Origin of the sequence: Micrococcus porci, from assembly GCF_020097155.1 — a bacterium.
Classification (GTDB): domain Bacteria; phylum Actinomycetota; class Actinomycetes; order Actinomycetales; family Micrococcaceae; genus Micrococcus; species Micrococcus porci.
Map to the genome: position 1 here is coordinate 1,082,380 of NZ_CP083691.1, position 26,142 is coordinate 1,108,521.

27 protein-coding genes and 3 tRNA genes are annotated in these 26,142 nt (G+C 74.3%); 15 read left to right on the forward strand and 15 right to left on the reverse strand.

Annotated features, from left to right (window positions below; all coding sequences use genetic code 11):
- Positions 1-54: 54 nt before the first annotated feature.
- Positions 55-1,299: an SH3 domain-containing protein gene (locus tag KW076_RS05160; protein WP_224356528.1), complete on the forward strand. Its 1,245-nt coding sequence runs from the start codon at positions 55-57 to the stop codon at positions 1,297-1,299.
- 34 nt (positions 1,300-1,333) lie between these two features.
- Here the strand turns inward: KW076_RS05160 and KW076_RS05165 are convergent, their stop codons facing one another.
- Entirely contained in the window at positions 1,334-1,828 is a 495-nt protein-coding gene (locus KW076_RS05165; protein ID WP_224356529.1) for an HIT family protein, read from the reverse strand.
- On the reverse strand, positions 1,825-2,319 hold the full coding sequence (locus KW076_RS05170) for a hypothetical protein (RefSeq protein WP_224356530.1): 495 nt from the start codon (positions 2,317-2,319) through the stop codon (positions 1,825-1,827). Before KW076_RS05170 ends, KW076_RS05165 begins: the two co-directional genes overlap by 4 nt.
- Before the next feature lie 35 nt (positions 2,320-2,354).
- Between KW076_RS05170 and KW076_RS05175 the strand changes: the two genes are divergently transcribed.
- Entirely contained in the window at positions 2,355-2,909 is a 555-nt protein-coding gene (locus KW076_RS05175) for a VOC family protein (RefSeq protein ID WP_224356531.1), read from the forward strand.
- 35 nt (positions 2,910-2,944) lie between these two features.
- Here KW076_RS05175 and rarD read toward each other — a convergent pair whose 3' ends face one another.
- Positions 2,945-3,979: an EamA family transporter RarD gene (rarD, locus tag KW076_RS05180; protein WP_434084357.1), complete on the reverse strand. Its 1,035-nt coding sequence runs from the start codon at positions 3,977-3,979 to the stop codon at positions 2,945-2,947.
- 159 nt (positions 3,980-4,138) lie between these two features.
- Between rarD and KW076_RS05185 the strand changes: the two genes are divergently transcribed.
- Positions 4,139-5,551 carry an FAD-dependent oxidoreductase gene (locus KW076_RS05185; RefSeq protein WP_224356783.1) on the forward strand — a complete coding sequence of 471 codons (1,413 nt, stop codon included), beginning with the start codon at positions 4,139-4,141 and terminating at the stop codon, positions 5,549-5,551.
- A gap of 89 nt (positions 5,552-5,640) precedes the next feature.
- Positions 5,641-6,933: an MFS transporter gene (locus tag KW076_RS05190; RefSeq protein WP_224356533.1), complete on the forward strand. Its 1,293-nt coding sequence runs from the start codon at positions 5,641-5,643 to the stop codon at positions 6,931-6,933.
- 72 nt (positions 6,934-7,005) lie between these two features.
- Here the strand turns inward: KW076_RS05190 and KW076_RS05195 are convergent, their stop codons facing one another.
- Complete coding sequence (locus tag KW076_RS05195; protein ID WP_224356534.1) at positions 7,006-7,512, reverse strand: hypothetical protein; 507 nt, start codon at positions 7,510-7,512, stop codon at positions 7,006-7,008.
- A 29-nt stretch (positions 7,513-7,541) separates the two neighbouring features.
- Positions 7,542-8,030, reverse strand: coding sequence for a YajQ family cyclic di-GMP-binding protein (locus tag KW076_RS05200; RefSeq protein WP_224356535.1), 489 nt, complete (start codon positions 8,028-8,030; stop codon positions 7,542-7,544).
- 191 nt (positions 8,031-8,221) lie between these two features.
- Here KW076_RS05200 and KW076_RS05205 point away from each other — a divergent pair.
- Positions 8,222-8,303: transfer RNA gene (locus KW076_RS05205), tRNA-Tyr, on the forward strand.
- A 94-nt stretch (positions 8,304-8,397) separates the two neighbouring features.
- Here the strand turns inward: KW076_RS05205 and KW076_RS05210 are convergent.
- Entirely contained in the window at positions 8,398-8,856 is a 459-nt protein-coding gene (locus tag KW076_RS05210) for a hypothetical protein (protein WP_224356536.1), read from the reverse strand.
- A 177-nt stretch (positions 8,857-9,033) separates the two neighbouring features.
- Positions 9,034-10,044, reverse strand: coding sequence for a DNA-3-methyladenine glycosylase family protein (locus KW076_RS05215; protein WP_224356537.1), 1,011 nt, complete (start codon positions 10,042-10,044; stop codon positions 9,034-9,036).
- Positions 10,045-10,166: 122 nt separating this feature from the next.
- Between KW076_RS05215 and KW076_RS05220 the strand changes: the two genes are divergently transcribed.
- The 3 genes from KW076_RS05220 (at position 10,167) to KW076_RS05230 (ending at position 14,334) form a co-directional block, all read left to right on the forward strand.
- Positions 10,167-11,768 carry a pyridoxal-phosphate dependent enzyme gene (locus KW076_RS05220; RefSeq protein WP_224356538.1) on the forward strand — a complete coding sequence of 534 codons (1,602 nt, stop codon included), beginning with the start codon at positions 10,167-10,169 and terminating at the stop codon, positions 11,766-11,768.
- A 32-nt stretch (positions 11,769-11,800) separates the two neighbouring features.
- A complete protein-coding gene (locus tag KW076_RS05225) occupies positions 11,801-13,057 on the forward strand; it encodes a cystathionine gamma-synthase (RefSeq protein WP_224356539.1) in 1,257 nt (418 codons plus the stop codon).
- A gap of 68 nt (positions 13,058-13,125) precedes the next feature.
- Positions 13,126-14,334, forward strand: a complete 1,209-nt coding sequence (locus tag KW076_RS05230; protein ID WP_224356540.1) for an amidohydrolase — start codon at positions 13,126-13,128, stop codon at positions 14,332-14,334.
- 71 nt (positions 14,335-14,405) lie between these two features.
- Here the strand turns inward: KW076_RS05230 and KW076_RS05235 are convergent, their stop codons facing one another.
- Positions 14,406-15,221, reverse strand: coding sequence for a hypothetical protein (locus KW076_RS05235; protein ID WP_224356541.1), 816 nt, complete (start codon positions 15,219-15,221; stop codon positions 14,406-14,408).
- Positions 15,222-15,390: 169 nt separating this feature from the next.
- Between KW076_RS05235 and KW076_RS05240 the strand changes: the two genes are divergently transcribed.
- The 7 genes from KW076_RS05240 (at position 15,391) to KW076_RS05270 (ending at position 20,556) form a co-directional block, all read left to right on the forward strand.
- The gene (locus tag KW076_RS05240; protein ID WP_434084358.1) at positions 15,391-17,670 is read left to right on the forward strand and encodes a DEAD/DEAH box helicase; all 2,280 of its coding nucleotides are present in this window, start codon (positions 15,391-15,393) and stop codon (positions 17,668-17,670) included.
- A 116-nt stretch (positions 17,671-17,786) separates the two neighbouring features.
- Positions 17,787-17,858, forward strand: a tRNA-Thr gene (locus KW076_RS05245).
- Between the two features lie 57 nt (positions 17,859-17,915).
- Positions 17,916-17,989, forward strand: a tRNA-Met gene (locus KW076_RS05250).
- Between the two features lie 90 nt (positions 17,990-18,079).
- Positions 18,080-18,388 carry a hypothetical protein gene (locus tag KW076_RS05255; RefSeq protein WP_224356542.1) on the forward strand — a complete coding sequence of 103 codons (309 nt, stop codon included), beginning with the start codon at positions 18,080-18,082 and terminating at the stop codon, positions 18,386-18,388.
- A 58-nt stretch (positions 18,389-18,446) separates the two neighbouring features.
- Complete coding sequence (locus tag KW076_RS05260) at positions 18,447-18,896, forward strand: FAS1-like dehydratase domain-containing protein (protein WP_224356543.1); 450 nt, start codon at positions 18,447-18,449, stop codon at positions 18,894-18,896.
- A complete protein-coding gene (locus KW076_RS05265; RefSeq protein ID WP_224356544.1) occupies positions 18,896-19,405 on the forward strand; it encodes a MaoC/PaaZ C-terminal domain-containing protein in 510 nt (169 codons plus the stop codon). Before KW076_RS05260 ends, KW076_RS05265 begins: the two co-directional genes overlap by 1 nt.
- The gene (locus KW076_RS05270) at positions 19,402-20,556 is read left to right on the forward strand and encodes a UDP-N-acetylmuramate dehydrogenase (protein ID WP_224356545.1); all 1,155 of its coding nucleotides are present in this window, start codon (positions 19,402-19,404) and stop codon (positions 20,554-20,556) included. Before KW076_RS05265 ends, KW076_RS05270 begins: the two co-directional genes overlap by 4 nt.
- Before the next feature lie 133 nt (positions 20,557-20,689).
- On the opposite strand, the gene asd is transcribed toward KW076_RS05270, so the two are convergent.
- Genes asd through KW076_RS05305 form a run of 7 tightly spaced genes read right to left on the reverse strand, consistent with a single transcriptional unit; the run spans position 20,690 to position 26,020 of the window.
- A complete protein-coding gene (gene asd, locus KW076_RS05275) occupies positions 20,690-21,862 on the reverse strand; it encodes an aspartate-semialdehyde dehydrogenase (protein WP_224356546.1) in 1,173 nt (390 codons plus the stop codon).
- A 9-nt stretch (positions 21,863-21,871) separates the two neighbouring features.
- Positions 21,872-22,108, reverse strand: a complete 237-nt coding sequence (locus KW076_RS05280; protein ID WP_224356785.1) for an NF038396 family protein — start codon at positions 22,106-22,108, stop codon at positions 21,872-21,874.
- Position 22,109: 1 nt separating this feature from the next.
- A complete protein-coding gene (locus KW076_RS05285; protein ID WP_224356547.1) occupies positions 22,110-22,679 on the reverse strand; it encodes a dihydrofolate reductase in 570 nt (189 codons plus the stop codon).
- Positions 22,679-23,500 carry a thymidylate synthase gene (locus KW076_RS05290; RefSeq protein ID WP_224356548.1) on the reverse strand — a complete coding sequence of 274 codons (822 nt, stop codon included), beginning with the start codon at positions 23,498-23,500 and terminating at the stop codon, positions 22,679-22,681. Before KW076_RS05290 ends, KW076_RS05285 begins: the two co-directional genes overlap by 1 nt.
- Complete coding sequence (locus KW076_RS05295) at positions 23,497-24,606, reverse strand: hypothetical protein (RefSeq protein ID WP_224356549.1); 1,110 nt, start codon at positions 24,604-24,606, stop codon at positions 23,497-23,499. The genes KW076_RS05290 and KW076_RS05295 overlap by 4 nt, the downstream gene beginning before the upstream one ends.
- The gene (locus KW076_RS05300; protein ID WP_224356550.1) at positions 24,603-25,019 is read right to left on the reverse strand and encodes a GntR family transcriptional regulator; all 417 of its coding nucleotides are present in this window, start codon (positions 25,017-25,019) and stop codon (positions 24,603-24,605) included. Before KW076_RS05300 ends, KW076_RS05295 begins: the two co-directional genes overlap by 4 nt.
- Positions 25,016-26,020: a hypothetical protein gene (locus KW076_RS05305; protein ID WP_224356551.1), complete on the reverse strand. Its 1,005-nt coding sequence runs from the start codon at positions 26,018-26,020 to the stop codon at positions 25,016-25,018. The genes KW076_RS05300 and KW076_RS05305 overlap by 4 nt, the downstream gene beginning before the upstream one ends.
- Between the last annotated feature and the right edge of the window lie 122 nt (positions 26,021-26,142).

Consider the following 26,142-nt stretch of genomic DNA (forward strand, 5'->3'; position numbering starts at 1 on the left):
CGCCCTCCCCGCGTGCGCCTCCGTCTCCTCTCGCCCGAAAGGCGCAGATCCCCCATGCGCTCCGCCTCCCGCCGCACCCTGATCGCCGGTCTCGGCGCCACCGCCGCCCTCGCCCTCACCGGCGCGTCCGCCGCCCCCGCCCTGGCCGCGGGCACCGCCACCGCCACCGCCACCATGGACGTCTACCTGCGGGCCACCCCGTCCTGGACAGCCGGGCGCCTGCTCGTCGTCCCCCGGGGCGCCGCCGTCTCCGTCACCGGGGTCGTGAGCTCCGGCTGGCAGCAGGTCGGCTACGCCGGGCAGACCGGCTGGATCGTCCCGGACTACCTGACGCCCGTGGCCGCCGTGGCGGTCACCGACCTCACCTCCGTGGCGACCTGCCTGCGCTCCACCCCCTCGTGGTCCGGCGGGCAGCTCGCCTACCTCGCGGCGGGCACGGGCGTCGCCCGCACGGGAGCCACGAGCGGTTCCTGGGCCCAGGTGACCACGGGCGGCCGCACCGGCTGGCTGCACACGGGGTGCCTCACGCCCGTGGTGGAGCGCACCGTCGCCGTCGTCGCCCGTCCCGTGACGCGCCTCAACAGCACGTTCGCGTACGGGGCCCAGTCCTCGGCCTACCACGTGTGGGCGGAGGGCATCGACTGGAGCCGCCCCACCGGTGTGCTGTGGTACCTCGACGGCGACTACACGAACCCGGCCTGGTCCCGCGTGATGAACCTGACCGGCGCCGAGATGACGTCGATCGCGGCCGAGGCCAATCGCCGCAACCTGGTGTGCGTGGCCGTGAACACCCCGGACGTCTACCGCGCCGACGTGGGCTACTCGTGGTGGTACGACCGCCCGAGCACCGCACCGTACTTCCGCGCCTTCGCCGACTGGTTCAACCGCACCTACGGCATGGACGCGGGCCGCCAGTGGCTCATGGGCTACTCGGGGGGCGCCCAGATGATCACGGGCAGCATCATGGCGCAGCAGCAGTCCACGTGGGGCTTCTCGGGCGGCGGGGCCATCATCGTGGGCGGCGGCGGCCGGCCCTGGACCTACGACGAGGTCGGCATGGGCTCCACGTACAAGCAGATGAGCGCCACGTGGGTGGTGGGCTCGCTCGACGTGGCCGGCGCCACCGTGCCCGCCACCTGGTCCGCGCTCGACTCCGCGCGCGGCGGCCAGGCGTACTTCGCAGCGCAGGGCTTCGTGAACACCGCATACACGGAGCTGGCGCAGGTGGCCCACCGCTACGTCCTCGCCGACGTGATGCAAGCCCCCCTGGAGGCGGCCGGCGTCGCGCGCCTGCGCTGAGCACGACGCCGCCGGGCCCGCTCCCGCCCGGCGGTCAGTCCAGCAGCGTCGGCGCCGGGTCGAGGGCCGCGGCGAGCTCGCGGGCCCGTGCCGCGCGGACCTCGGGCGCCACAGGGTGGCGCAGCTGCCGGTAGAGCAGGTCGTCCTCGTAGCGGGGGAACACGTGCAGGTGGTAGTGCCACACGTGCTGGTTGCCGGCCGGCTCGTTGTGCTGGCGCGTGGAGACGCCGTCCGGTCCCCACGCCCGCTTCATGGCCAGGGCCACCTGCTGCGCCATGAGCGCGATCCGCTGCAGCACGCGCGGGGGCAGGTCGTAGAGGTTCTCGTAGTGCCCGGAGGGACAGACCATGGCGTGCCCGTCGTGCTCGCCGAAGCCGTCCACCGCGATGAGGACGAGCACGTCCTCGTCCTGGTAGACGGTGTCCTCGAGCTCGCACCGGTTGCCGGGGTCGGAGACGTCCCCGGCCACCAGGCCGCAGAACGGGCAGACATACCCCTCGGGGGCGTGGGAGAGCGGCTGCGCGCTCATCGGGCGTCCTCCGCGGCGTCGTCCTCCGGGTCCTCGAACGTCCACACCAGCAGGTCTGTGATGAACTCGCTGAACGTGCCGCCCTCGTCCTGCCAGTCTCCCTCCTCGGCGTCCGCGCCGGTGTCGCGGCGCCACACGAGCGGGTCCGGCAGGGCCAGGTTGTCCACCGGCAGGCCCCACACCACGGTCTCGCCCTCGTCCTCGAGGAACATCAGGAAGCCGTCACGGACCTCGAGGTCCTCCGGGTCCCACACGTAGTGGTCCGTCTCCATGAGGTCGCCGCAGTTGCCCAGCGCCAGGTAGAACTCGCGCAGCGCGGCGGGGACCATGAAGCCCGTGCCCAGCTGCTCCGCGGCGGGGGACTCCGCCAGGCGAGCCTCGACGTCGGCGGGGGCCAGCCCGTCGTCCTTCGCCCAGGTGTCCCCGAGAAGGTCCGGGACGAGGCGCTGGAAGCCGGGCAGGTACACGGGGGCGGGGGGCTTGGCGGGCATGGGCCCAGTCTAGGGGCGGGTCCTAGGGTGGGCCCATGACCATCGAGCGATCCTCCGCCCCTTCCGGCGGCCCGCTGCCCCGCGGCATCCAGCACATCGGGGTGACCGTGCCCGACCTCGACGCCGCCACCCGCTTCCTCGCCGACGGCCTCGGCGCGAAGGTGGCCTACGACGGGCTGAGACCCGAGGACGAGCCCCGCAGCGGGCCGGAGGTGGAGCGCCAGCTCGGCCTCCCTGCCGGTGCGGAGATCCGCCGGCAGCGGATGCTCGTCATCGGCGAGGGGCCCGGTCTCGAGATGTTCGAGGTCTCCGGCGAGCAGCGTCCCGCGAGCGGGCTGTCCGACCTGGGGCTGAATCACATCAGCCTCTACTGCGACGACATCGACGGCAGCCTCGCGCGACTCGTGGCCGCGGGCGGCGAGGCGCTCTCCGAGGTGCACGGGAACAGCCGGCACGAGGACACCCCCGGGAACGGGAGCGTCTACGTGCGGGCACCGTGGGGGATGCTCATCGAACTGCAGACCATCCCCGGCGGGCACACCTATCCCGCCGATGCAGAGGCCGAGGTCTGGATGCCCCGTCCGCGCTGACCGGACAGTCCGCACCGGCCCGCGGGGCAGGCGGCTCAGGTGCGTGCCCGGCCCGCGGCCCGGGCCGCGCGGCGCTGCACGCGGGAGGCGTTCGCCTGGTCCAGGGTGAACACCACCAGCGAGAGCCAGATCAGGGCGAAGCCGGCCCAGCGGGCGGCGGGCATGTGCTCGCCTAGCACGGCGACCGCCACCAGGAACTGCATGATCGGCGCGATGTACTGCAGCATGCCGAGGGTGGTGAGCGTGAGGGACTGCGTCGCGGCGGAGAACAGGATGAGCGGCACGGCGGTGAGCACGCCGAGGCCGGCCATCATCCAGAAGTGGCCCGGGCCCTCGGAGACGGTGGTGAGCAGCCCGGCCTGCACCAGGAACACCATGCCCACCGCGAACGCCGGGAGCAGCACCACCGTCTCCGCCGTCATGGTGGTCACCGCGTGCACGGGCACGGGGAAGCGCTTCTTCACGAAGCCGTACATGCCGAACGTGAACGCCAGCCCCAGGGCTATCCACGGCACCTGGCCCATCGCCACGGACATCACCACGACGGCGACCACGGCGATCCCGACGGCGATCCACTGCCCGCGGCGCAGCCGCTCGCCGAGGAACAGCACACCGAGCAGCACGTTCACCAGCGGGTTCATGAAGTAGCCGAGCGAGGCCTGGAGCACGTTCCCCGAGGTGACCGAGTGTGCGTAGAGCAGCCAGTTCACCGCGATGAACGCGGCGGCCAGGGTGATGCTGCCCCACCGGGCGCGGGTGGCCAGGGCCGTGCGCAGCTCCGGCAGCCGCCGCATGACCGCGAGCAGCAGCAGGCAGAAGATCAGCGCGAAGACGACGCGCACCACCACGATCTCCACCGCGCCGGCCGGGGCGGTGGCCGCCATGTACAGGGGCAGCAGCCCCCAGATGACGTACGCCGCGAAGCCCAGGGCCAGGCCCCGGGGGTCGTTCGCGGGCGCGGGGGTGATCGTGGGCAGGGCGCCGGTGTCCGGCGCGGCGGCCTCAACGGGGACGCCGTCCCGCGGCGCGTCCGGGCCGGACGGGGAAGGGGAGTGGCTCACCTGGGCCACTGTACGGCGGGGCCGTGCCCCGGGCGGCCGGGTGAGCACTCTCACCCGCCGGGCGCCGGCGGAGATCGGTAGACTCGGGGGTTGATCCCGCGCGCCGTGGTCCGGGCCCGCCCCGCGGACCGGCGCGCACCGCCGTCGTCAGAGAAGGACACCCCCGCCGTGACCGAACGCCCTGATCGCCCGCTGCGCATCGCCGTCGTCGGCGCCGGCCCCGCCGGTGTCTACACCGCGGACATCCTCACCAAGGAGGAGCGGGACTTCCAGGTCAGCATCGACCTGTTCGACCGCTACCCGGCCCCGTTCGGCCTGATCCGCTACGGCGTGGCCCCGGACCACCCGCGCATCAAGGGCATCGTCACGGCCCTGCACAAGGTCATGGACCGCGGCGACATCCGCTTCATCGGCAACGTGGACGTGGGCACCACCGTGTCCCTGGAGGACCTGCGCCGCCTCTACGACGTCGTCGTGTTCACCACCGGCGCCGTGCGCGACGCGGCCCTGGACGTGCCCGGCGTCGAGCTGGAGGGCTCCTTCGGCGGTGCCGACTTCGCGTCCTGGTACGACGGGCACCCGGACGTGCCGCGGCACTGGCCGTTGGAGGCCACCCAGGTTGCGGTGATCGGCAACGGGAACGTGGCCCTGGATGTGGCCCGGATCCTGTCCAAGCATGCCGAGGACCTGCTGGTCACCGAGATCCCGGACAACGTGTACCGGGACCTGGCCGCCTCCCCGGTGACGGACGTGCACGTGTTCGGCCGGCGCGGGCCGGCGCAGGTGAAGTTCACCCCGCTGGAGTTGCGCGAGCTCGCCCACTCCCGGGATGTGGACATCGTGCTGTACGAGGAGGACTTCGACTTCGATGAGGCCTCGGAGAAGGCCATCGAGGAGAACAACCAGGTCCGCACCATGGTCGGCACGCTGACCAACTGGCTGATGGAGCAGGAGGACCGCACCGAGCAGGCCTCCCGCCGCCTGCACCTGCACTTCCTGCAGGCCCCGGAGGAGTTCCTCGACGCCGACGGCGACGGCCGCGTGGACGGCCTGCGCATGCGTCGCATGGAGCTCGACGGCCAGGGCGGGATCACCCCGACCGACGAGACCGTGGACTACGACGTCCAGGCCGTGTACCGGGCGGTGGGCTACTTCGGCTCTCCGGTGCCGGGCGTGGAGTTCGACGACGTCCGCGGCGTCATCCCGAACGCCGAGGGCCGCGTGCTCGACGCCGCCGGGCATCCCGTGCCGGGGCTGTACACCTCGGGCTGGATCAAGCGCGGGCCGGTCGGCCTCATCGGCTCCACCAAGGGCGACTCCCTGGAGACGATCAAGCACCTCATCGAGGACGAGCCCGGCCTGTACACCGCCGAGGACCCGTCCGAGCAGGCCGTCCTGGACCTGCTGGCCGAGCGCGGCGTGGACTACACGACCTGGGAGGGCTGGCACGCCCTGGACGCGCACGAGAAGGCGCTCGGCGCCGAGGCCACCCAGGCGGGCCCGGTCGAGCGCGAGCGGGTGAAGGTCGTGGACCGCGCCGAGATGACCCGCATCTCCCGCGCGGGCACTGGCCTGGCCTGAGCGGCCCGGGCGGCGGCGGCCCGAGCGCGGCCCGAGACGGCCCGCCGCCGCGCCCTCTCCACCGACGGGGCACCCGCTAGGCTTCGCGGGTGCCCCGTCTGCTCGTCGACCTCGCCCCGCTGGAGGCCTCGCCCGCGTACCGGCGGCTGTGGCTCGGCAACGCCCTCGCGTTCGTGGGGACGCAGCTCACGCTCGTGGCGGTCTCCCTCGAGGTCTTCGCCCTGACGGGCTCGTCCTTCGCGGTCGGGATGCTGGGCCTGGCCGCCCTGATCCCGTTGGTGGTCGCGGGCCTGTACGGCGGCGCCGTGGCGGACCGCCACGACCGCAGGACGGTCGCCCTCGCCTCCGGCGCCGTCATGTGGGCGGCCACCGCCCTGATCGCGGCGCACGCGTGGGCGGGCGTGGAGTCCGTGGGGGTGCTCTACGGGCTGGTGGCGCTGCACTCGGCGGCCTCCGGCATCAACCAGCCCACCCGCGGGGCCATCATCCCCGCGCTGGTGGGGCCGGCCCTGCTGCCGGCCGCCAACGCGCTGAACATGCTCACCTTCTCGACGGCCATGATGGCCGGGCCCCTGCTCGGCGGGGTGCTGGTGGCGTCGGTCGGCTACGCGTGGACGTACACGGTGGACGTGGTGACGTTCTTGGCGGCGCTCTGGGCGGTGTGGAGGCTCCCCTCCCTGCCCCCGGACCGCTCGGCCGCCCCGGACGACGCCGGACGAGGCGGCCTCTCCTCGGTGCTGGACGGCTTCCGGTTCCTCGGCACCCGGCGCAACGTCCGGATGACGTTCGTGGCGGACATCGTGGCCATGGCCACGGCGTTCCCGCGTGCCCTGCTGCCGGCGGTGGGCGGGACGATCCTCGGCGGTGGCGAGGCCGCGGTCGGCGTGCTGCTGGCGTCCATGGCGGCGGGCACGTTCCTGGCGGGCCTGTTCTCCGGGACGTTCACGCGGGTGCATCGCCAGGGCCGTGGTGTGGCCGTGGCCATCGCGGCGTGGGGCCTGTCCGTGGCCGCGTTCGGGGCGGTGGTCCTCTGGGCCGCCCCGCTGCCCGACGGCGACCCGCGCCTGGGCCCCGCCCTGGCCGCATGCGCAGCGTGCCTGGTGGTGGCCGGCGCCGCCGACTCGGTGTCCGCGGTGTTCCGCACCACCATCCTGCAGTCGGCGACCCCGGACCATCTCCGGGGACGGCTGCAGGGGGTGTTCGTCGTCGTGGTGGCCGGCGGGCCGCGGGTGGGGGAGATGATCCAGGGCACGGCCTCGGCGGCCCTGGGGGAGGGGGCCACCCTGGTGCTGGGCGGCGTGCTGTGCGTGGCCGGGATCGCGCTCCTGATGCGCGTCCAGCCGGGGTTCCTGCATTACGACGCGCGGCGTCCCACGCCGTAGCGGGGGCGCCGCGCGTCGGGGGCGTCCGGAGGGAGGCGGCGGCCCGGCCGCCGGCTCAGTGGGGCTCTCGGCTCAGTCAGCGTCGGCGAGGTCCGCCTGGATGGTGGCGGGCAGGCCGCCGCCCATGCCGCGCCAGTGGGTCACCAGCTCGCGGCGCGGGGCGGCCTGGAGGGCCTCGCGGGCGGCCTTCTCGGCCTTCTCGATCCGCGTGTCCAGGTCGCGGTGCGCGCCCTCGACGACGGCGGCGTGACGGCTGGAGCGCAGGGAGTCGGTCTCGGTGCGCAGCTCGACGGGCTCCAGCTGGTCGGCGGTGGCGTCCTGGTTGGCGCGCTGACGCTTGAGCTGGGAGGGCTGCAGGACCTGGGTGACCCAGCCGCCGTCGAGCAGGATGCCGCGGGGGGCGGCCACGCCGTGGCGCAGGCCGAGGTCCAGGACGTCGGCCTCGTCGATCGGCAGCACGGCCTTCTTCAGCGGCACGTCGTCCACGGGGCGGCCGTCCACCTTCTGGCGGGCGAGGGCGCGCCCGAGGGTGACGTCGGACTGCCACACGGCGCCGCGGGGGTCGATCAGGTAGAGCATCGGGACTCCTCGGTCTCGGGCGGGGCGGCTCAGCGGAAGTTGATGAACTGCAGGTCGGCGTCCTCGAACGTCTTCAGGAGCGCGATGGTCTCCTGGAGGTCGTCACGGGACTTGGAGGAGACGCGGAGCTCGTCTCCCTGGATCACGGCCTTGACGGACTTGGGGGCCTCGTCGCGGATCAGCTTGGTGATCTTCTTGGCGGTGGGCTGGTCGATGCCCTCCTTGATGGAGGCCTCCATGCGGGTCTCCTTGCCGGAGGCGAAGGGCTCTCCGCAGTCCAGGGACTTCAGGGAGATGCCGCGCTTGACCAGCTTGGACTCGAAGACGTCCAGGACGGCCTTGACGCGCTCCTCGGAGTTCGCCTTCATGAGGATCTTCTCGCCGGAGAAGTCGATCTCCGCGCCGACGCCCTTGAAGTCGTAGCGCTGGGCGATCTCCTTCTGCGCCTGGTTCAGGGCGTTGGACACCTCCTGCTTGTCCACCTTGCTGACGACGTCGAACGTGGAATCGCTGGCCATGGGTGCTCCTTGCTGCGTGGGCGGGCGCGCCGGGGTCCCTGCGGCCCGGGCGCGGATTCTGCGCCCACCCTACCGGCCGTGCCCCGTGCCGGTCCCGGCTCGATTGGCGAGGGGTGCACGGTGTGCTGTAGAGTCGTCTCTCGCCTGATCGGTCGGCCTCACGGATTCGTGGGGGCACCGATGAGCGGCCTGGCAGATTACCCGAGCGGCCAAAGGGGGCTGACTGTAAATCAGCTGGCACTGCCTACGGGGGTTCGAATCCCTCATCTGCCACCGGGAGGGAGACCCCGGGACCGGAGCACCGGTCCCGGGGCCTTCTGCCTCTCCGGGGCCCTCCGGGCCTCCGGTGTCCCCGCCGGGTCCGCCCTCACCCCGCGGCCGGCAGCGGGAACACGTCCCAGACGGTCCCGAGCGCGCCACGCGGGGCCTCGCGCTGCAGGCGGTGCACCAGCAGCGCCCAGCCGTCGACGTCCGAGCCGGCCGGGGCGGGCGGGCAGGTGCCGCGGTGGTGCCAGACGTCCCCGGCGAGGACGAAGTCCAGGTGCTCTGCGATGCCCCCGTCGGAGGGGACGTCGCCCTCGCGGCGGAGCCCGTCCGCGGGGGAGACCGCGTAGAGGCTGGTGGCGTCGCGGTCCAGCACCAGGCCGCAGTCGTCCTCGAACGCGGTGATCCACGCGACGGCGTGCCCCATCGCCGCCTCGGGCGGCCCGGCGGGGGAGAGCACCAGGACGCTGCCGCGCTCACCGGGGCGCAGGGTGGCGGGGGTGCCGGGGCCGTGCGGCTCGGCGCGGTCGGTGCGGGTGGGCTCGGCGTGCTGGGCGGTCATGGTGTCCTCCTCGGGGCGGCGCCGGGGTGCCCGGCGGTCGGGTCGACGCCCCTGTGGACGCCGTGCCTCCACCCTCGGCGGAGCGTGCCGGCCGTCACGCGTGGTGGGCGCTGATCCGGGGACGACGCGCCGGGGCCTGGTGCCCTGTGCAGGAGGGTTCGGGGCGCGCTGCCCGGGTCAGTAGGCCCGGTGGTCCGCGGGGGCCAGTCGCGGCCCGAACCGCTCCTTGCTCGCCCCGGAGGCGCCGATCATCCGCACCACCCGCTGGCGGTGCCCCTCCCACGGCTGCAGCAGCCGCAGCATGCCGGCGTCGTCCGTCCGTCGCCCCGCGAGGACCTGGCCGACCAGGTGCGCGAGGTGGAAGTCGCCCACGGACACCAGGTCGGCTGAGCCGTGACTGCGCTGCAGCGCCTCCGCCGCGGACCACGGGCCGACCCCCGGGATCGCCTGCAGCCGGGCCGCGAGCGCGGCCGTGCCGGCGACGTCCCCGGGGGCCACGGCGGCCCCCAGCCGGTCCACCGCCGACGCGCGGCGCGCCACCTCCAGCACCGTCCGGGACTGGGCGGGCTGGACCCAGGCGCGCGCGTGCCAATCCCAGGAGGGGATCGCCAGGACCGCGCGCGGGGTCGGCGGCAGGAGCATCCCCGCGGGTGCCGGACCGGGCGGGGTGGCGTCGTCGATCCCGTGGGCCAGCCGGACGAGGGTGCGCCAGCCGTGGCGGGCCTGGTCGTGGGTGACCTTCTGCTCGAGGACCACGGTCATCAGCTGGGTGGAGAGGTGTCCGGCGGCGGGCAGGCGCAGTCCCTCTCGGGTGCGGCGGGCCTCGCGCAGGGCGTGCGGCAGGGAGGGGCGGCGGGGGTCCGGGGCGAGGAGCGCGTCGAAGGCGTCCCAGCCGGTGTCGTGCAGGCCGAGCAGGGCGGGCAGCCCGGCGAGCGCGGCGGCGGCCCCGGGGCCCCAGGCGCGGGCCGTCACCTCGCCCCGGACCTGCGGGGAGACCAGGAGGGTGGCCGGCAGCGTGGCCCCGTCCACGCGCTCGCGGCGGGTGAGCCACACCCCCGTCGGCGCCGCGCGCACCGTGGGGTCGGCCGCGCCGCGCTGCAGGGGACGCAGCGTGGCGGCCACGTCCACCGGGACGCCCGGGGCCAGGCGCACGACGGCATCCGGCGGGACGGACAGGGGCGGGACCATGGCGGCACGGTACCGCGTGCGGTGCGCCGTCCCGGCCGGGGGCGTCCGCTGTGAGCGGAGCACATGGCGTCCGGTGACCGGACCTCGGTGCCGTGTCCGGAGGCTCGCGTAGCGTGGGCGCCGTGAACGAGATCAACCCCGCCCCCGCCCACGGTCAGCCGCGCTGGGCCGAGAACGTCCTGGACCTGATCGGCCGGACCCCGCTGGTGAAGCTCAACCGCGTCACGGAGGGCGTGGAGGCCACCGTGCTCGTCAAGGTGGAGTACCTGAACCCGGGCGGCTCCGTGAAGGACCGCATCGCGCTGCGCATGCTCGAGGAGGCCGAGCGGGACGGGAAGCTCGCCCCCGGCGGCACCGTGGTGGAGCCCACCTCCGGCAACACCGGCGTGGGCCTGGCCCTCGTGGCCCAGCAGAAGGGCTACCGGGCCGTGTTCGTCACCCCGGACAAGGTCGGCCAGGAGAAGCGGGACGTCCTCACCGCGTACGGTGCGGAGATCGTGGTCACCCCCACCTCCGTGGAGCCGTCCTCGGACGAGTCCTACTACGGCGTGGCCAACCGTCTGGAGAAGGAGATCCCGGGCGCGTTCCAGCCGAACCAGTTCTTCAACCCGGCCGCCCCGGCCTCGCACTACGAGACCACCGGCCCGGAGATCTGGGAGGACACCGCGGGCACGGTGACCCACGTGGTCATCGGCGCCGGCACCGGCGGCACCATCACCGGCACGGGCCGCTACCTCAAGGAGGTCTCCGCGGACCGCGCGTCGAGCCCGGTGCGCGTGATCGGCGCGGACCCGGAGGGCTCCGTCTACTCCGGCGGCACCGGGCGCCCCTACTTCGTCGAGGGCGTCGGCGAGGACATGTGGCCGGGGAACTACGACCCCTCGGTCCCGGACGAGGTCATCGCCGTCTCCGACGACGCCGCGTTCGAGATGACCCGCCGCCTGGCCGCGGAGGAGGGCCTGCTGGTCGGCGGCTCCTCCGGCATGGCCGTGGTGGCCGGGCTGCAGGCGGCCCGCGAGCTCGGTCCCGACGACGTCATGGTGATCGTCCTGCCGGACTCCGGCCGCGGCTACCTGGCCAAGATCTTCAACGACGACTGGATGGACGAGCGCGGCTTCCACTACGCGCAGGAGGAGACGGTGCTGCCCGCCTGGGCGCAGGGCCGCACCCGCTCCGCCGTGGCCACGGCGCCGTCCGACTCCCGCGAGGGCGCGCGCGGCGGTGTGGGCACCCCCGTGGAGGCCCCGGGCGAGGGCTCGCCGCAGGACGGCGCCGCCACCGCGACGCCGGCCCCCGGCTCCCGCTGGGACGCCTCCCTGGCGGACGTGCTCGCGGACAAGGAGGACCTGTTCCCCGGCTCCGTGCCCACCCTCGTCACCGCGTCCCCGGACACCACCGTGGCCGATGCCGTCGCCACCCTCGCCCGCTACGGCGTGGACGCCCTGCCCGTGATCGCCGAGCCGCGCCACGACCTGCGCATCAACGAGGTCCGCGGCACGGTGTCCGCCCCCGCGCTCGCGGCCGCGTTGGCGGCAGGCCGGGTGCAGCCCGGCTCGGCCGTGTCGGACGTCATGGAGCCCGCGCTCCCGAGCGTCGGCGCCGCCATGACCCTCCGCGCGGCCGCCCGCCGGCTGCAGGAGGACCCGATCCTGCTGGTGATGGACGCGGGCATCGTCCAGGGCGTGGTGACCCTGCACGACGTCCTCGTCTACGCCACCGCCTGAGACAGCCGCCCCCGAGACAAGGAGCCTCCGGCATGACCGAGCAGAACGCCCACGAGCAGCCCCACGACACCGCCCCCACCGGCCCCGAGGCCACGGAGGGGCCCGCGGAGGGCTTCGGCACCCGTGCCGTGCACGCGGGACAGCACCTGGACGAGGTGTACGGCGCCGTCGTCCCGCCGCTGCACATCTCCAGCACCTACGCGCCCACCGCCATCGGTGAGCTGCGCCGTGGTTACGACTACGGCCGCGGCACCAACCCCACCCGCGACGCGCTCCAGGAGCAGCTCGCCGCGCTGGAGGCCGGCGTGGACGACGCCGGCACTCCGAAGGCCACCGGCCTGACGTTCGCATCCGGCCTGGCCGCCGAGACCGCCCTCATCATGGGCGCCGGTCAGCCCGGCATGACCATCGTGATGGGCAACGACGTCTACGGCGGCTCGTACCGCCTCATCTCCAGGGTCCTCAAGCCCTGGGGCGTGGACCACGCCGTGGTGGACATGGGCGAGCCGGAGCAGGTGGCCGCCGCCGTCGAGCAGGCCGCCGCGTCCGGCCCGGTGATGGTCTGGCTGGAGACCCCCTCCAACCCGATGATGAAGATCTCCGACGTCGCCGCGGTCGCCGAGGCCGCCCACGGCCGGGGCGCGCAGCTCGTGGTGGACAACACGTTCGCCACCCCGTACCTGCAGAACCCCATCGCCCTGGGGGCGGACGTGGTGGTGCACTCCACCACCAAGTACATCGGCGGTCACTCGGACGTCATCGGCGGCGCCCTGGTGATCCCGGACGCCGAGCTCGCCGAGAAGGTGAAGTTCCAGCAGTTCGCCGCGGGCGCCGTCAACGGCCCGGTCGACGCCTACCTCACCACCCGCGGCCTGAAGACGCTCGGGGTCCGCATGGACCGCCACCAGGCCAACGCGCAGGCCCTGGCCGAGTGGCTCACCGAGCAGTCCGCCGTGTCCCAGGTGCTGTACCCGGGCCTGCCGGACCACCCGGGCCACGAGCTTGCGAAGCGCCAGATGCGCGGCTTCGGCGGCATGGTGTCGGTGCGGTTCCACGGGGGCGCCGCGGCGGCCAAGAAGGTCGCCGAGTCCACGCGCCTGTTCCAGCTGGCCGAGTCCCTCGGCGGAATCGAGTCGCTGATGAACTACCCGGCGGAGATGACCCACGCCTCCGTGGCCGGCACCGAGCTGGCCGTCCCGGACGACCTCGTGCGGCTGTCCGTGGGCATCGAGGACGCCTCCGACCTCATCGCCGACCTCGAGCAGGCGATCGCCGGCCTGGCCGGCTGACGCGCCCCGCCTCGTGCGACGCCGGCGGGACCCCTTCCGAGTCCGGCCGGCGTCGTAATGTGGACCACATGAGCATCACCGCCTTCACGAACGTCCACGTGGTCCCCGTCGAGTCCGACCCGTTCGACGGCGTCCTCCTGGCCGAGGACGGGCGGATCTCCGCCCTCGGCCCGGACGTCGAGATCCCGGCGGGTGCCGACGTCGTCGACTGCGGGGGACGCTGGCTCCTGCCCGGCTTTGTGGACGCCCACGTCCACCTGGGCATGCACGCCGAGGGCGAGGTCGGGGCCACCGCCGACGTCAACGAGATGACGGACCCCGTCATGGCGGGCGTGCGCGCCCTCGACGCCGTGGACCCGAACGAGCCCGGCTGGCGGGACGCCCTGGCCGGCGGCATCACCACCGTCAACGTCAACCCCGGCTCGGGCAACCCGATCGGCGGCCAGGCCGTGGCCATGCACACCCACGGGCGCACGGTGGACGAGATGGTGCTGCGCGCCCCGTCCGGCGTGAAGTCCGCGCTGGGGGAGAACCCCAAGACCGTCTACAAGGAGCAGGGCCGCACCCCGTCCACCCGCCTGGGCACCGCCCTCGTGATCCGTCGGGCCTTCATGGAGGCGCAGGGCTACATGGCCCGCCGCACGGAGGCCGAGGCGGACGGCAAGCCGTTCACGAAGGACCCGCACATGGAGGCCCTCGCTCTGGTCCTGGAGCGCAGGATCCCGTGGCGCCAGCACTGCCATCGCACCGACGACGTCGCCACGGCCCTGCGCATCGCCGACGAGTTCGGCTACGACCTCGTGCTCGACCACGGCACCGAGGCGCACCCGCTCGCGGACGTGCTCGCCGAGCGCGGGGTGCCCGTGCTGATCGGCCCGCTCTTCACCACCAAGTCCAAGCCGGAGCTGCGCGGTCGGTCCCTGCGCAACCCCGGCCGACTGGCCCGTGCGGGCGTGGAGATCAGCATCATCACGGACCACCCGGTGGTGCCGATCGACTTCCTCGTCTACCAGGCGGCGCTCGCGGTCAAGGAGGGGCTGGACCGGGACACCGCGCTGCGGGCCATCACGCTGAACCCGGCGAAGGTCCTCGGGCTCGCGGACCGCATCGGCTCCCTCGCCCCGGGCAAGGACGCCGATCTGGTCCTCTGGTCGGGGGACCCGCTGGACGTCATGCAGCGTGCGCTGCGCGTGTGGATCGGGGGCCGTCCGGTGATGGAGTACGACGCCGCCGCGGCCCGCCCGGTCGTCGCCTCCGCCCGCCCCGCGGAGGACTGACCGCGGAGGCCTGGGCGGGGCGGACACGACGCGGGGGCCGGCGATGCCGGCCCCCGAAGTCTCGTGTCCGCTCAGCGGCGCACGCGGGAGCGCACCGGCGGCAGCCAGAGGAGCACGGCGCCGATCGCCATGGCCGCGCCGAGCACGATGAACAGAGGATTCGGGCGCAGCACCGCGGGGATGGCCAGCAGCACGGCCACGGTGGTCAGCGTGCCGAGGGAGGCGCGGCGGCGCCGCAGGAGGCCCACCCAGCCCCAGAGGGTGACGAGCGCCAGCGCCGCGAGCACGCCGCCCACGGTGTACTGACCGGTGGCTCCGCCGAGCGGGCCGATGGACTGCAGACCGGTGACGGGGTCGATGACCTCGCCGCCGTCGCGGTCGGCCCGCACGCCGTTGTAGACGAACGCGGTGGCCAGCCCGAGCAGCAGCAGGGAGACGGCGAGCCACCACAGCCGGGTGAGGCGCAGCAGCGGGTGGACCCTGCCGGCCTCGGTCTCGTCGCGGGCGTCGAGGGCGCGCTCTCGCTCGGCCTGACGCTCGGCGCGGGCGGCGTCGTCGTCGGCGCGGACCTGCTCCCGCACCCCGCGCAGGCGCGCGGCGTCCTGCGCCTGGTTCTCCTTGAAGCTGCGGCCGGCCTCGCCGGCGGCGTGGCCCACGCGTTCCTTCAGGGGCTCGGCCCGCTCGGCCGCCTGGGCCGCGGCACGGACGGCGCGCTCGCGCAGGCCGGTGGCGCGCGAACCGTCGGCGTCTGCGGTTCGGGGGGCCTCGGCGCGCGCCTGCTCGCGGCGGATCCGCTCGGCGTCCTGGCCCTCGCGGAAGGCGCGGGCGGCGCGTCCGGCGGCGCGGGCGATGCGGTCGCTGCTGTTCTCTGCGCTGTTGTCTGCCACGGGCCCGAGCCTATCGGGCGGGCCCGGGGAGGGGCAGGACGGTGGGGCAGGACACACCACCGGGGCGCAGACGGGCGAGGGTGCACTCGCGTACAGTGGGGGAACCGGATCCGGTCATTTCCCCCTGTGGTGGAGAGCGTGGACGCGTGAGCCACGCCGTTGGATGCAGATGTCGTGCAGATGTGTGTGCGGGTCGCGAACGTCGCGGCCCCGGGGGACTTCGCGGCTGGACGGTCACTTCCATCCCAGCAGCCCCCGCGCCCACGACGACGACCCGCGACCGTCGCCCGCCGGCGCGCCTGCGCATCCCCAGGAGGACGCCTTGACGCCCCATGAGACCATCCCCGCCGACGATCAGGCACCCGTGGACCTGACCGAGTTCGACCCCGAGCTGGCCGAGACCACGGCGGAGGCCCCCGCCGCCGAGCAGGACGCCGACGACGCCGAGGCCGACGCTGAGCCGGCCGGACCCACGTTCCTCTCCCTCGGCCTGGACGCCCGTGTCCTGGCCGCCGTCGAGGACCTGGGTTACCAGCGTCCCTCGCCCATCCAGGAGGCGACCATCCCGCTGCTGCTGGACGGCCGCGACGTCGTGGGCCTCGCCCAGACCGGCACCGGCAAGACCGGTGCGTTCGCCCTGCCGGCACTCTCCCGCCTGGCCGAGACCCAGGACGTCAACGGACGCTCGCAGGCCCCCCAGATCCTCGCCCTGGCCCCGACCCGCGAGCTCGCACTCCAGGTCGCCGAGGCGTTCGAGTCCTACGCCAAGCACCTGGACGACGTCTCGGTGCTCGCCGTCTACGGCGGCGCCCCGTACGGTCCCCAGCTGGCCGGCCTGCGCCGCGGCGCCCAGGTCGTCGTCGGCACCCCGGGCCGCGTGATCGACCACCTCGAGCGCGGCAACCTGGACCTCTCTCAGCTGCAGACCCTCGTGCTGGACGAGGCGGACGAGATGCTGCGCATGGGCTTCGCGGAGGAGGTGGACCGCATCCTCGCGGAGACTCCGGACTCCAAGCAGACCGCGCTGTTCTCCGCCACCATGCCCCCGGCGATCCGCCGGATCTCCGCGCAGTACCTGAACGACCCGGAGGAGGTGGCGGTCGCCCGCCAGTCGACCACCGGCACGAACATCCGCCAGCGCTACCTGCAGATCGCGCATCAGTGGAAGTTCGAGGCGATGACCCGCATCCTCGAGACCGAGGACCATGAGGGCGTCATCGCGTTCGTCCGCACCCGCGCCGGCACGGACGAGCTGGCGCAGCGCCTGAACCAGGCCGGCTTCTCCGCCGTGGCCATCTCCGGCGACGTCGCGCAGAAGCAGCGCGAGAAGACCGTGGACGACCTCAAGGCCGGCCGCGTGGACATCCTCGTGGCCACCGACGTCGCCGCCCGCGGTCTGGACGTGGAGCGCATCTCCCTCGTCGTGAACTACGACATCCCGCAGGACGCCGAGTCCTACGTGCACCGCATCGGCCGCACGGGCCGCGCCGGCCGCTCCGGCGACGCCGTGCTCTTCATGACCCCCCGCGAGCGCTTCCTGCTCAAGCAGATCGAGCGCACCACGCGCCAGGAGGTCGAGGAGATGCAGGTGCCCACCGTGGCGCAGGTGAACGAGGCCCGCACGCGCGGCGTCGTCGCCGGCATCGGGCGCACCCTGGAGACCGCCTCCGAGGCAGACCTGGACACCTACGCGCGCATGGTCGCCGAGTACGTGGAGGCGAACGACGTCGACCCGGCCCGCGCGGCGGCGGCCCTGGCCCTCATGGCCCAGGGCGGGCGCCCGCTGCTCACCGAGGCCGACGAGGTCCCGGCCGGCGGCCGCGTGCGCCGCGATCGCGACCGCGACGACCGCCGTGAGCGGGGCGACCGTTCCGAGCGGGGCGACCGCGACGGCCGTGGCTCCCGCGGCCCGCGCCGCGAGCCCGCCGCCGGCAACGCGACGTACTGGATCGGCGTCGGCCACCAGGACCGCGTCCGTCCGGGCAACATCGTGGGCGCGCTGGCCAACGAGGTCGGCCTGCCGGCCTCCGCGATCGGCGCGATCGACCTGCGCGGCAACCACGCCCTCGTGGAGCTGCCCGCGGACCTGACCGCGGCCCAGCTGGACGCCGCGGCGAACACGGAGATCAATGGGCGCCGCCTGAACCTGCGCAAGGACACCGGCCGGCCCACCCGCGCCGAGCGCGACGGTGACGGCGAGCGCGGCCACCGCGGTCCGCGCGAGGACCGCGGCGGCTTCCGCCGGGACCGGGGCGACCGTGGGGGGTTCCGCAGGGACCGCGGCGAGCGCCCCGAGCGCGGCGGCTTCCGCAAGGACCGCGACGACCGCGGCCCTCGCGAGGACCGGGGTGGGTTCCGCCACGACCGTGACGACCGCGGCGGCCGTCCGGGCGCCCGCAAGCCGCGCTGGGGCTCCGACGACCGTCGGGACCGCGGACCGCGCCGCTGACCCCCGCTGACGCCCTCCTGACCGGGGCCGTGGTGGACCTTCCGAGGTGATCGGAGAGGCCGCCGCGGCCCCGATTTTGCATCAGTGGGAAAGATGCTGTAGAGTCTTACCTCGTTGCCCCGATAGCTCAGTGGTAGAGCGCCATCTTGGTAAGATGGAGGTCCCGGGATCGATTCCCGGTCGGGGCTCTGACATGAGAGCCCGTTCTCTCGGCTTGCGCCGCGAGCGCGGGCTCCTCATGTTGTGGCGGCGTAGCTCAGCTGGTTAGAGCGCACGACTCATAATCGTGAGGTCGAGGGATCGAGTCCCTCCGCCGCTACCGATCGAAGGCCCGGACCCTGTGGTCTGGGCCTTCGTCGTTCCCGGCGCCTCGCCGGGCCTCCCGCCCGTGCTCCGTAGACTGGCGCCCATGCCCACCTCCGCGCGTCGCCCCGAGCCCTCCGCCCGCTCCGGCGGGTTCGTCTCCCCGTGGGAGCACGGCTCCCGGCTCTACCGCGGCATGGTCCTCACCGGCTCCGCGCTGTTCCTCATCGGCATCGTCCTGTCCGTCGTCGGCGCCACCGCGCACGTGCTCGCCCTGTCCTGGACAGCGCTGGGTGTGCTCGGCGCCGGTGTCCTCGTCCACCTCTCGGCGCAGCTGGTGCGGCTGCGGGAGGCCGGCCGACGCGAGTCCGCCGCCCGGAGCGCCCGGCGGAAGGGCCGGGGGAGCGGCCGCTAGGCTGGAGGCCCTGGCCGAGGCCGCCCGCGGGCGGCCGTCTCAGATGTGAGGAGCCCCCGTGAGCGAGACCGAGTCCCTGGTCGGACGCACGTATCCGCCCGCGCCCCCGTACCAGGTCGGCCGGGAGGCCGTCCGCGCGTTCGCCGACGCCGTGCAGGCCGCCCATCCCGCGCACACGGACGTGGACGCGGCCCGCGCGCTCGGGTACGCGGACGTCGTCGCCCCGCCCACGTTCGCCGTGGTGGTCGCCCAGCGGGCCGAGGCCGCCGTCGTCGCCGACCCCGAGGCGGGCATCGACTTCTCCCGTGTGGTCCACGCGGACGAGCGCTTCACCCATCACCGGCCCATCGTGGCCGGGGACGAGCTCACCGCCACCGTGCTGATCGAGGCCGTCAAGGAGCTCGGCGGCAACCGGATGGTCACCACCGTCACAGAGATCGTCGACGCCGCCGGGGCGCCCGTCTCGGACGTCGCCTCGACCCTGCTGGTCCGCGGAGAGGAGTCCTGATGCGCGCGCAGTCCGCCCGCCCCGTCCTGGCCGAGCTGGCGAAGGGCCAGTCGATCGGCTCTCGGACCGTGCCGCTCACGCGCGCCGGCCTGGTGGCCTACGCCGCCGCCTCCGGGGACCACAACCCCATCCACTGGAACCAGGCCTTCGCCGCATCCGTGGGCCTGCCCGGCGTCATCGCGCACGGCATGCTGACCATGGGCGCGGCCGTGCAGCTGGTCACCGACTGGGCCGGTGACCCCGGCGCGGTCGTCGACTACCAGACGCGCTTCACGGCCATGGTGCCGGTCGCGGACACCACCGGTCAGACCGACGACGCCGGCGCGCCCGTCCCCGGGGCCGTCCTGGAGGTCTCCGGCGCGGTCGGCGCGATCGACGCCGAGGCCGGGACCGTCCGCATCGACCTCACCGTCAACGACCCGGCCCAGGCCAAGCCCCGCGTGCTGACCAAGGCCCAGGCGCTCGTGCGCCTGACCAGGGCCGTCGAGACCCCCGAGGAGACCGCGTGAGCGAGCGCCTGTCCGACCACACCACCACCCGCGTCGGCGGCCCGGCGCGTGCCTGGGTCGAGGCCCGCACCGAGGCCGAGGCCGTCGCGGCCGTGCGCGCCGCGGACGCGGCCGGCGAGCCGCTGTTCGTGCTCGGCGGCGGGTCCAACACCCTGATGGCGGACGCCGGGTTCGAGGGCACCGTGGTGCACATGGGTTTCACCGGCGTGGAGGTCCTCCCCGCCGAGGGCGCCGCGGACGGGGCGGGCGACGTCGTCGTGCGCGTGGCCGCGGGCCACGTGTGGGACGAGGCCGTGGCCTGGACGGTGGAGCACGGGCTGGCCGGTGTCGAGGCGCTCTCGGGTATCCCGGGGTCCGCCGGTGCCACCCCCGTGCAGAACGTGGGCGCCTACGGGGCGGACGTGTCCCAGGTGCTCGTGTCCCTGCGGGCGTTCGACCGCGCGGCCGGGCAGGTCGTCGAGCTGTCCGCCGAGGATCTGCGCTTCGGGTACCGCGACTCGGTGATCAAGCGCTCCATGTTCGAGGACGGGTCGCCGAGCCCCCGGTGGATCGTGCTCTCGATCGACCTGCGCCTGCGCCGTGCCGAGGAGGGCGCCGAGCCGACCGCTCCCGTGCGCTACGCCCAGCTGGCCCGCGCCCTGGAGGTCGAGGAGGGCGCCGACGTCTCCCTCGCCCAGGTCCGCGAGCACGTGCTGGCGCTGCGCGCGTCCAAGGGCATGGTCAGCGACGCCGCCGACCACGACACCTGGTCCACCGGCTCCTACTTCACCAACCCGATCGTCCCGGCCACCGTGCGCGTCACCCTGCCCGAGGGGGCCCCGGCCTTCGCGGCGGGCACGGACGAGGACGGGACGCCGTTGGTGAAGCTCTCCGCCGCCTGGCTGATCGACCACGCCGGCTACGGCAAGGGCTTCGGCCTGCCGGACGCCCCGCGCCGCGAGGGCGACGCGGACGGCAGCGGCCCCGACGGGCGCGGGCTGGCCGGGGGGCGCGCGGCGCTGTCCACGAAGCACACCCTGGCGGTGACCAACCGCGGCGGGGCGTCCACCGAGGACGTGTTGACCGTGGCCCGCGCGGTGCGGGACGGCGTGAAGGCGCGCTTCGGCGTCGACCTGCACCACGAGCCGATGATCATCGGCACCCGCCTCTGACGCCCCGCCCCCTGCCCGCCCGCGCACTTTCGCGAAGGAGAACGTCGCTACCATCCCGACTCCTCGGGAAGGTAGCGACGTTCTTCTGAGCGAAAGTGCCGCCGTGCTGCCGCCCCGCAGCCGCGGCCGGGGCTCAGAGGTTGCCGGTGGCGATCATCAGCATGCGGCGGATGGGCTCGGCTGCGCCCCAGAGGAGCTGGTCGCCGACGGTGAACGCGGAGAGGTACTCCGGGCCCATGTTGAGCTTGCGCAGGCGCCCGACGGGGATCTGCAGGGTGCCGGAGGCGGCGATCGGGGTGAGGTCCCGCAGGGAGGCCTCCTTCTCGTTCGGCACGACCTGGGCCCACTCGGTGCCGTCCGCCACGATCTCGGTGATCTCGTCGAGCGGCACGTCCCGGGTGAGCTTGAGCGTCAGCGCCTGGGAGTGGGAGCGCATGGCGCCGATGCGCACGCACAGCGAGTCGAACGGGATGCGGTCGTCGCCGGTGAGGCCGAGCACCTTGTTGGTCTCGTCGTAGGCCTTCTGCTCCTCGCGGGAGACGCCGTTGCCGAGGTCCGAGTCGATCCACGGGATCAGCGAGCCGCCCAGCGGCACCCCGAACTGGGATGCATCCAGGCCGCCGCGCTGCAGTTCCAGCACCTTGCGGTCGATCTCCAGGATCGCCGACGACGGGTCGGCCAGCTCCTCGGCCACGACGCCGCCCAGGGCCGCGTACTGGGTGAGCAGCTCGCGCATGTGGCGGGCACCGCCGCCGGAGGCCGCCTGGTAGGTCATGGCGGTGCCCCACTCGACCAGGCCCTCGCGGAACAGGCCCCCCAGGCCCATGAGCATGCAGGAGACGGTGCAGTTGCCGCCGATGAAGTCCTTGGTGCCGGACGCCAGCGCGGCGTCGATCACGGAGCGGTTCACGGGGTCCAGCACGATCACGGAGGAGTCCTCCATGCGCAGCGTGGAGGCGGCGTCGATCCAGATGCCGTCCCAGCCGGCGGCGCGCAGGGCGGGGTACACGGCCTTGGTGTAGTCGCCGCCCTGGGCGGTCACGATGATCGGCAGGGCCTTGAGGGCCTCGACGTCGTGCGCGTCCTGCAGGGTGCCGGCGTCACCGTCCATGCCCTCGAACACGGGGGCGGGGCGGCCGGCGTTGGAGGTGGAGAAGAACACCGGGTGGATGCGGGCGAAGTCGCCCTCCTCGGCCATCCGCTGCATGAGGACGGAGCCGACCATGCCGCGCCAGCCCACGATGCCCACGGTGGGCACGGCGGCCGGAGCGGCGGGGGACACGGGGGCGGGGGCTGCGGAAGTCATGCCCCCACGTTACCGGCCGGAGCGGTCCCGCCTCCTGCGGTTCCAGGTGATGAGACCGCCCGCGGCGAACACCTGGGTGAGCACCACCAGGAACACGACGCCGGCCACCACCTTGCCCTGCAGCACGAGGATCAGGCCCATCACCGCGCAGACGAACGCGAGCACGGGGAAGGCGATCAGCGTGAGGAAGGTGACGGCCTGCGCGTCCAGCAGGGGCGCCTTCTCGTCGGAGGGGAGGTCGGCCATGTCAGTCACGCTCCCATCGTTCGTCGCGGCGGCGCGGCCCGGCGGCGGAGTCGAGCCAGCCGTCGGGGCTCGGGTCGGCGGCCACGAGCCGCCAACGGGAGTCCAGGGCGGGGGCGTGGGTGTCGCCGGGCGCGTCCACGTCCACGACCGTGATCTCGGCACGGGTGGCCACGTCCAGGGCCTGCTCGTAGAGGGTGGCCCCGCCGATGACCCACACGAGGTCCAGTCCGTCCGCCTCGTCCGCGGCGGTCAGTGCCGCCCCGAAGTCGGGGACGACGACGGCGCCGGCCGCCCGCACCGCCTCGCCGGCCTCGGGGGTGGCCGTCAGGGTGCGGGAGACCACGATGTTCGTGCGCCCGGGGAGGGGGCGGACGCGCGCCGGGAACGAGTCCCAGGTGCGCCGGCCCATGATCACGGGGTGGCCCAGGGTGAGCGCCTTGAAGCGGGCGAGGTCCTCGGGCAGGTGCCAGGGCATGGTGCCGTCGGCGCCGATGACGCCGTCCGGGGTCTGCGCCCAGATCATGGCGATGGTCTGGCGGGGGCGAGCGCCGTCGTCGTGGTGGCGGGCCATCAGACGGCCACCGGGGCCTTGATCGCGGGGTGGTGGCGGTAGTCCACGAGCTCGAAGTCGTCGTACTCGTAGTCGAAGATGCTCTCCGGCGTGCGGCGGATCCGCAGCGTGGGGTACGGGTACGGCTCGCGGGAGAGCTGCTCGCGCACCTGCTCCTCGTGGTTGGCGTAGATGTGGCAGTCCCCGCCGGTCCACACGAACTCGCCGGGGGTCAGCCCGGTCTGCTGGGCCACCATCAGGGTGAGCAGGGCGTAGGAGGCGATGTTGAAGGGCACGCCCAGGAACAGGTCCGCCGAGCGCTGGTAGAGCTGGCAGGAGAGCACGCCGGGCGCGCCGTCGACGTCGGGGGCCACGTAGAACTGGAACATCGCGTGGCAGGGCGGCAGGGCCATCTCGTCCACCTCGGCCGGGTTCCACGCGGTGACCAGGTGGCGGCGGGAGTCGGGGCTCGTGCGGATCTGCTCCACGACCTTCGCGATCTGGTCGATGCTCCCGCCGTCCGGGGTGGGCCACGAGCGCCACTGCACGCCGTACACCGGGCCGAGCTCGCCGCCCTCGTCCGCCCACTCGTCCCAGATGGTCACGCCGCGCTCCTGGAGCCAGCGAACGTTCGAGTCGCCGCGCAGGAACCACAGCAGCTCCAGCGCCACGGACTTGAAGTGGACCCTCTTGGTGGTGATCAGCGGGAAGGACTCGGCCAGGTCGAAGCGCAGCTGCCGGCCGAAGACGCTGCGCGTGCCGGTGCCGGTGCGGTCCGCCTTCACGGCGCCGTGCGCGAGCACGTCGGCCAGCAGGTCCTCGTAGGGGGTGGGGATGCTCACCCGGGGAGTCTATCGAGGCCCCCGGACGCGCTGTCGCCCCCGGACGCGCTGTCGCCCCCGGTCGCGACGGGATCGGCGTCGGGCCCGTCCTGCAGGATCCGCTCCTCGGCACGGGGCCGGGCGAAGATGAGCACGGCCGCGATCAGCGCCGTCGCTGCGAGGACGGCCGCGGAGACGCCCGCGTCCGGCGTGTCCTGGGCGCGCACCGCCGCCGTGACGCCGGCGACGTCGATCCCGCCTTCGGCCCACCGGCCCGCCAGGTCCCCCAGCAGCCCGGCGGCGTCCCGTGCCTGCGCGTGCGCGCCGGCCGCCAGCAGTCCGGCCAGGCCGTTCCAGGCCAGCAGGGCCGCGCCGATGCGGGCGGACCGGTCCACCGCAATCCGGCGGGCGGCGAGGTCCTCGCGGGGGCTGAGCCCGCCGAGCGCCCCGCGCCGGTGCACCACCAGCACGACGCCGGCCACGGCGGCGAGCACGGTCGCCGCGGCCGCGGCGAACCAGGGGGCGACGTCCGCGCCCGCGGGCTGGCTGTCGGCAGACGCGCGGAACTGCGTCGACTCCGGGCCGGTGTGCACGCTCAGCTGGACGCCGTCCACGGCGGGCAGCCCGGCCATCGCGGCGATGCCCGCCGCGGCCAGGACCGTGGCCCCGCCCAGGATGACGAGCACGCGCCGGGAGAGCAGGTGGCGCCAGGACCGGGAGCGCAGCGCCGCCCGCCGTCGCGGTCCGGTTTCCCGAGGCCAGGTGACCTGGGCGAGGGCGGCCAGGCCCACGAGCCACAGCGCGGGCAGCAGGGCCACGGCCGCGATGCCGGGGGTCAACAGCTCTGCCGGCACCGCGGACTCGACCAGCTCCACGGTGCCACGGGTCGGTGCGCCGTCGGCCTGCACCCAGGACAGCCCGCCGTCGCCCGCCCACAGCCCCACGTAGGCCCAGGGGCCGAGCAGCGCCCCGGTGAGGACCAGGGCCAGCAGCGCCCAGAGGCCCAGGTGCTGGCGGGCCGTCGTCCGGGCGGAGCGCCGAGGCCCGCGGCGGGCGGCGAGCGCGAGCACGCCGACGACGGTCAGCCCGAGCAGAAGGACGGGCCAGAGGGGGATGTCGAGGGTCATGGGGTGTCCTTCCGGTCCACGGGGGCGGGGGGAGAGACGAGGGCGGCCTCCACGACGCGCTGCACGCGCTCGCGGTCCCAACCCGCGGCGAGGGCGCTGTGCACGGCCGCCTCCAGGGTCCGGGCGGTGCCGTCGTCGTCGGCGGTGAGGGCGCCTCGGGGCCGGTCCGCGACGACGGTGCCCTTGCCGCGGGCGGTGCGCACGACGCCGGCGGACTCCAGCTCCCGGTACGCCCGCACCACGGTGTTCGGGGCCACCCCGAGGTCGGCGGCCAGAGCCCGGACGGAGGGGAGGCGGTCGCCGGGGGCGAGCACGCCGGCGTCGACGAAGGCGGAGATGCCCGCGCGTATCTGCTCGAATGGGGGCACGGGGGAGCGGAGGTCCAGTTCGAGGGTCGGCTCGACGCCGTTCATGCCGTCTCCGTCCGCACCGTCTCAGCGGTCCGCGCCCGGTCGATCCCTGGCCCCGTGCGCAGCTCGCCCAGCGCGGGCGGGCGCCACAGCAGAAGGACGAGCGCCACCGCCAGGGTGGCGAGGCCCGTCCAGGCGTCGACGGTGCCGATCCATCCCAGCCCGGGCCTCGCGTCGAGGGCGGCCGGGTGGCCGGGGAACACGGCGTGCAGCAGATCCCGCTGGGTGCGGCTCAGGAGGACGGAGCCCCACGCCCCCAGCGTGAGGAGCCACAGCATCCAGGCGACGGTGCGCACCAGCCGGTGCGCGGCGACGGTGCGAGCGGCCCGGTCCTGGGCGGCCGTGAGCCCGATGATCGGTGGCCGGTGTGCGATCGCCCGCAGCCCGATGGCCGCCGCGCCCAGATCGGCGACGAGGGCGCCGAGGATCCACGGGGCCAGCTGAGCGCCGGCGGCCAGCGGGGTGTACCCCTCGGGCTCCTGTGCGCCGTCCGACGGGAAGAGCCGGGGGACGCTCGGCTCGGCCCAGAGGAGGACCAGGGTCGCGCCCAGGGCCAGGCCGATCCCGACGCCGGGGAGCGCCGGTCCGCGCGGCACCAGCGAGGCCGCCGTCCGGGGGGTGAGCACCGCGCGTCGCACCCGTCCCTGGGGGGCAGGGACGGAGCGCTGCGCCCCGACCGTCACCGCGGCCACGAGGATCGCCGGGAGCAGGGCCAGCGCCAGGGCGAGCCAGACGGCGTCGAGGAAGACCGGGACGCCGTGCCACTCGCCGGCGTCCCAGGTCCATTCCGGCCCCTCCGGCCGGGCCTCAGCGGCCAGTCCGGCGAAGCCGGAGATGGAGCCCAGCAGCAGAGCGGTGACGGCGGTGGCCGCCCCGTGCGATCGGACACGCGCCAGGAGGGCGGCAGATGTGGTGGTGGGCCGCACGCTCAGCGCCGTGCCGATGACGATGGCCAAGACGCTCAGCACGGTGAGGACGGGCAGCAGGACGGTGAACAGCGCCATCACGACCTCCGGTGACGGGGAGCGCCGAATGGCACCCCTTTGCGCCCACTGTATCAATACGGTGATACACGAGGAGGGGGTGTCCGCACGCACCACGGGGCGGGGACATCCTCGTCCCCGCC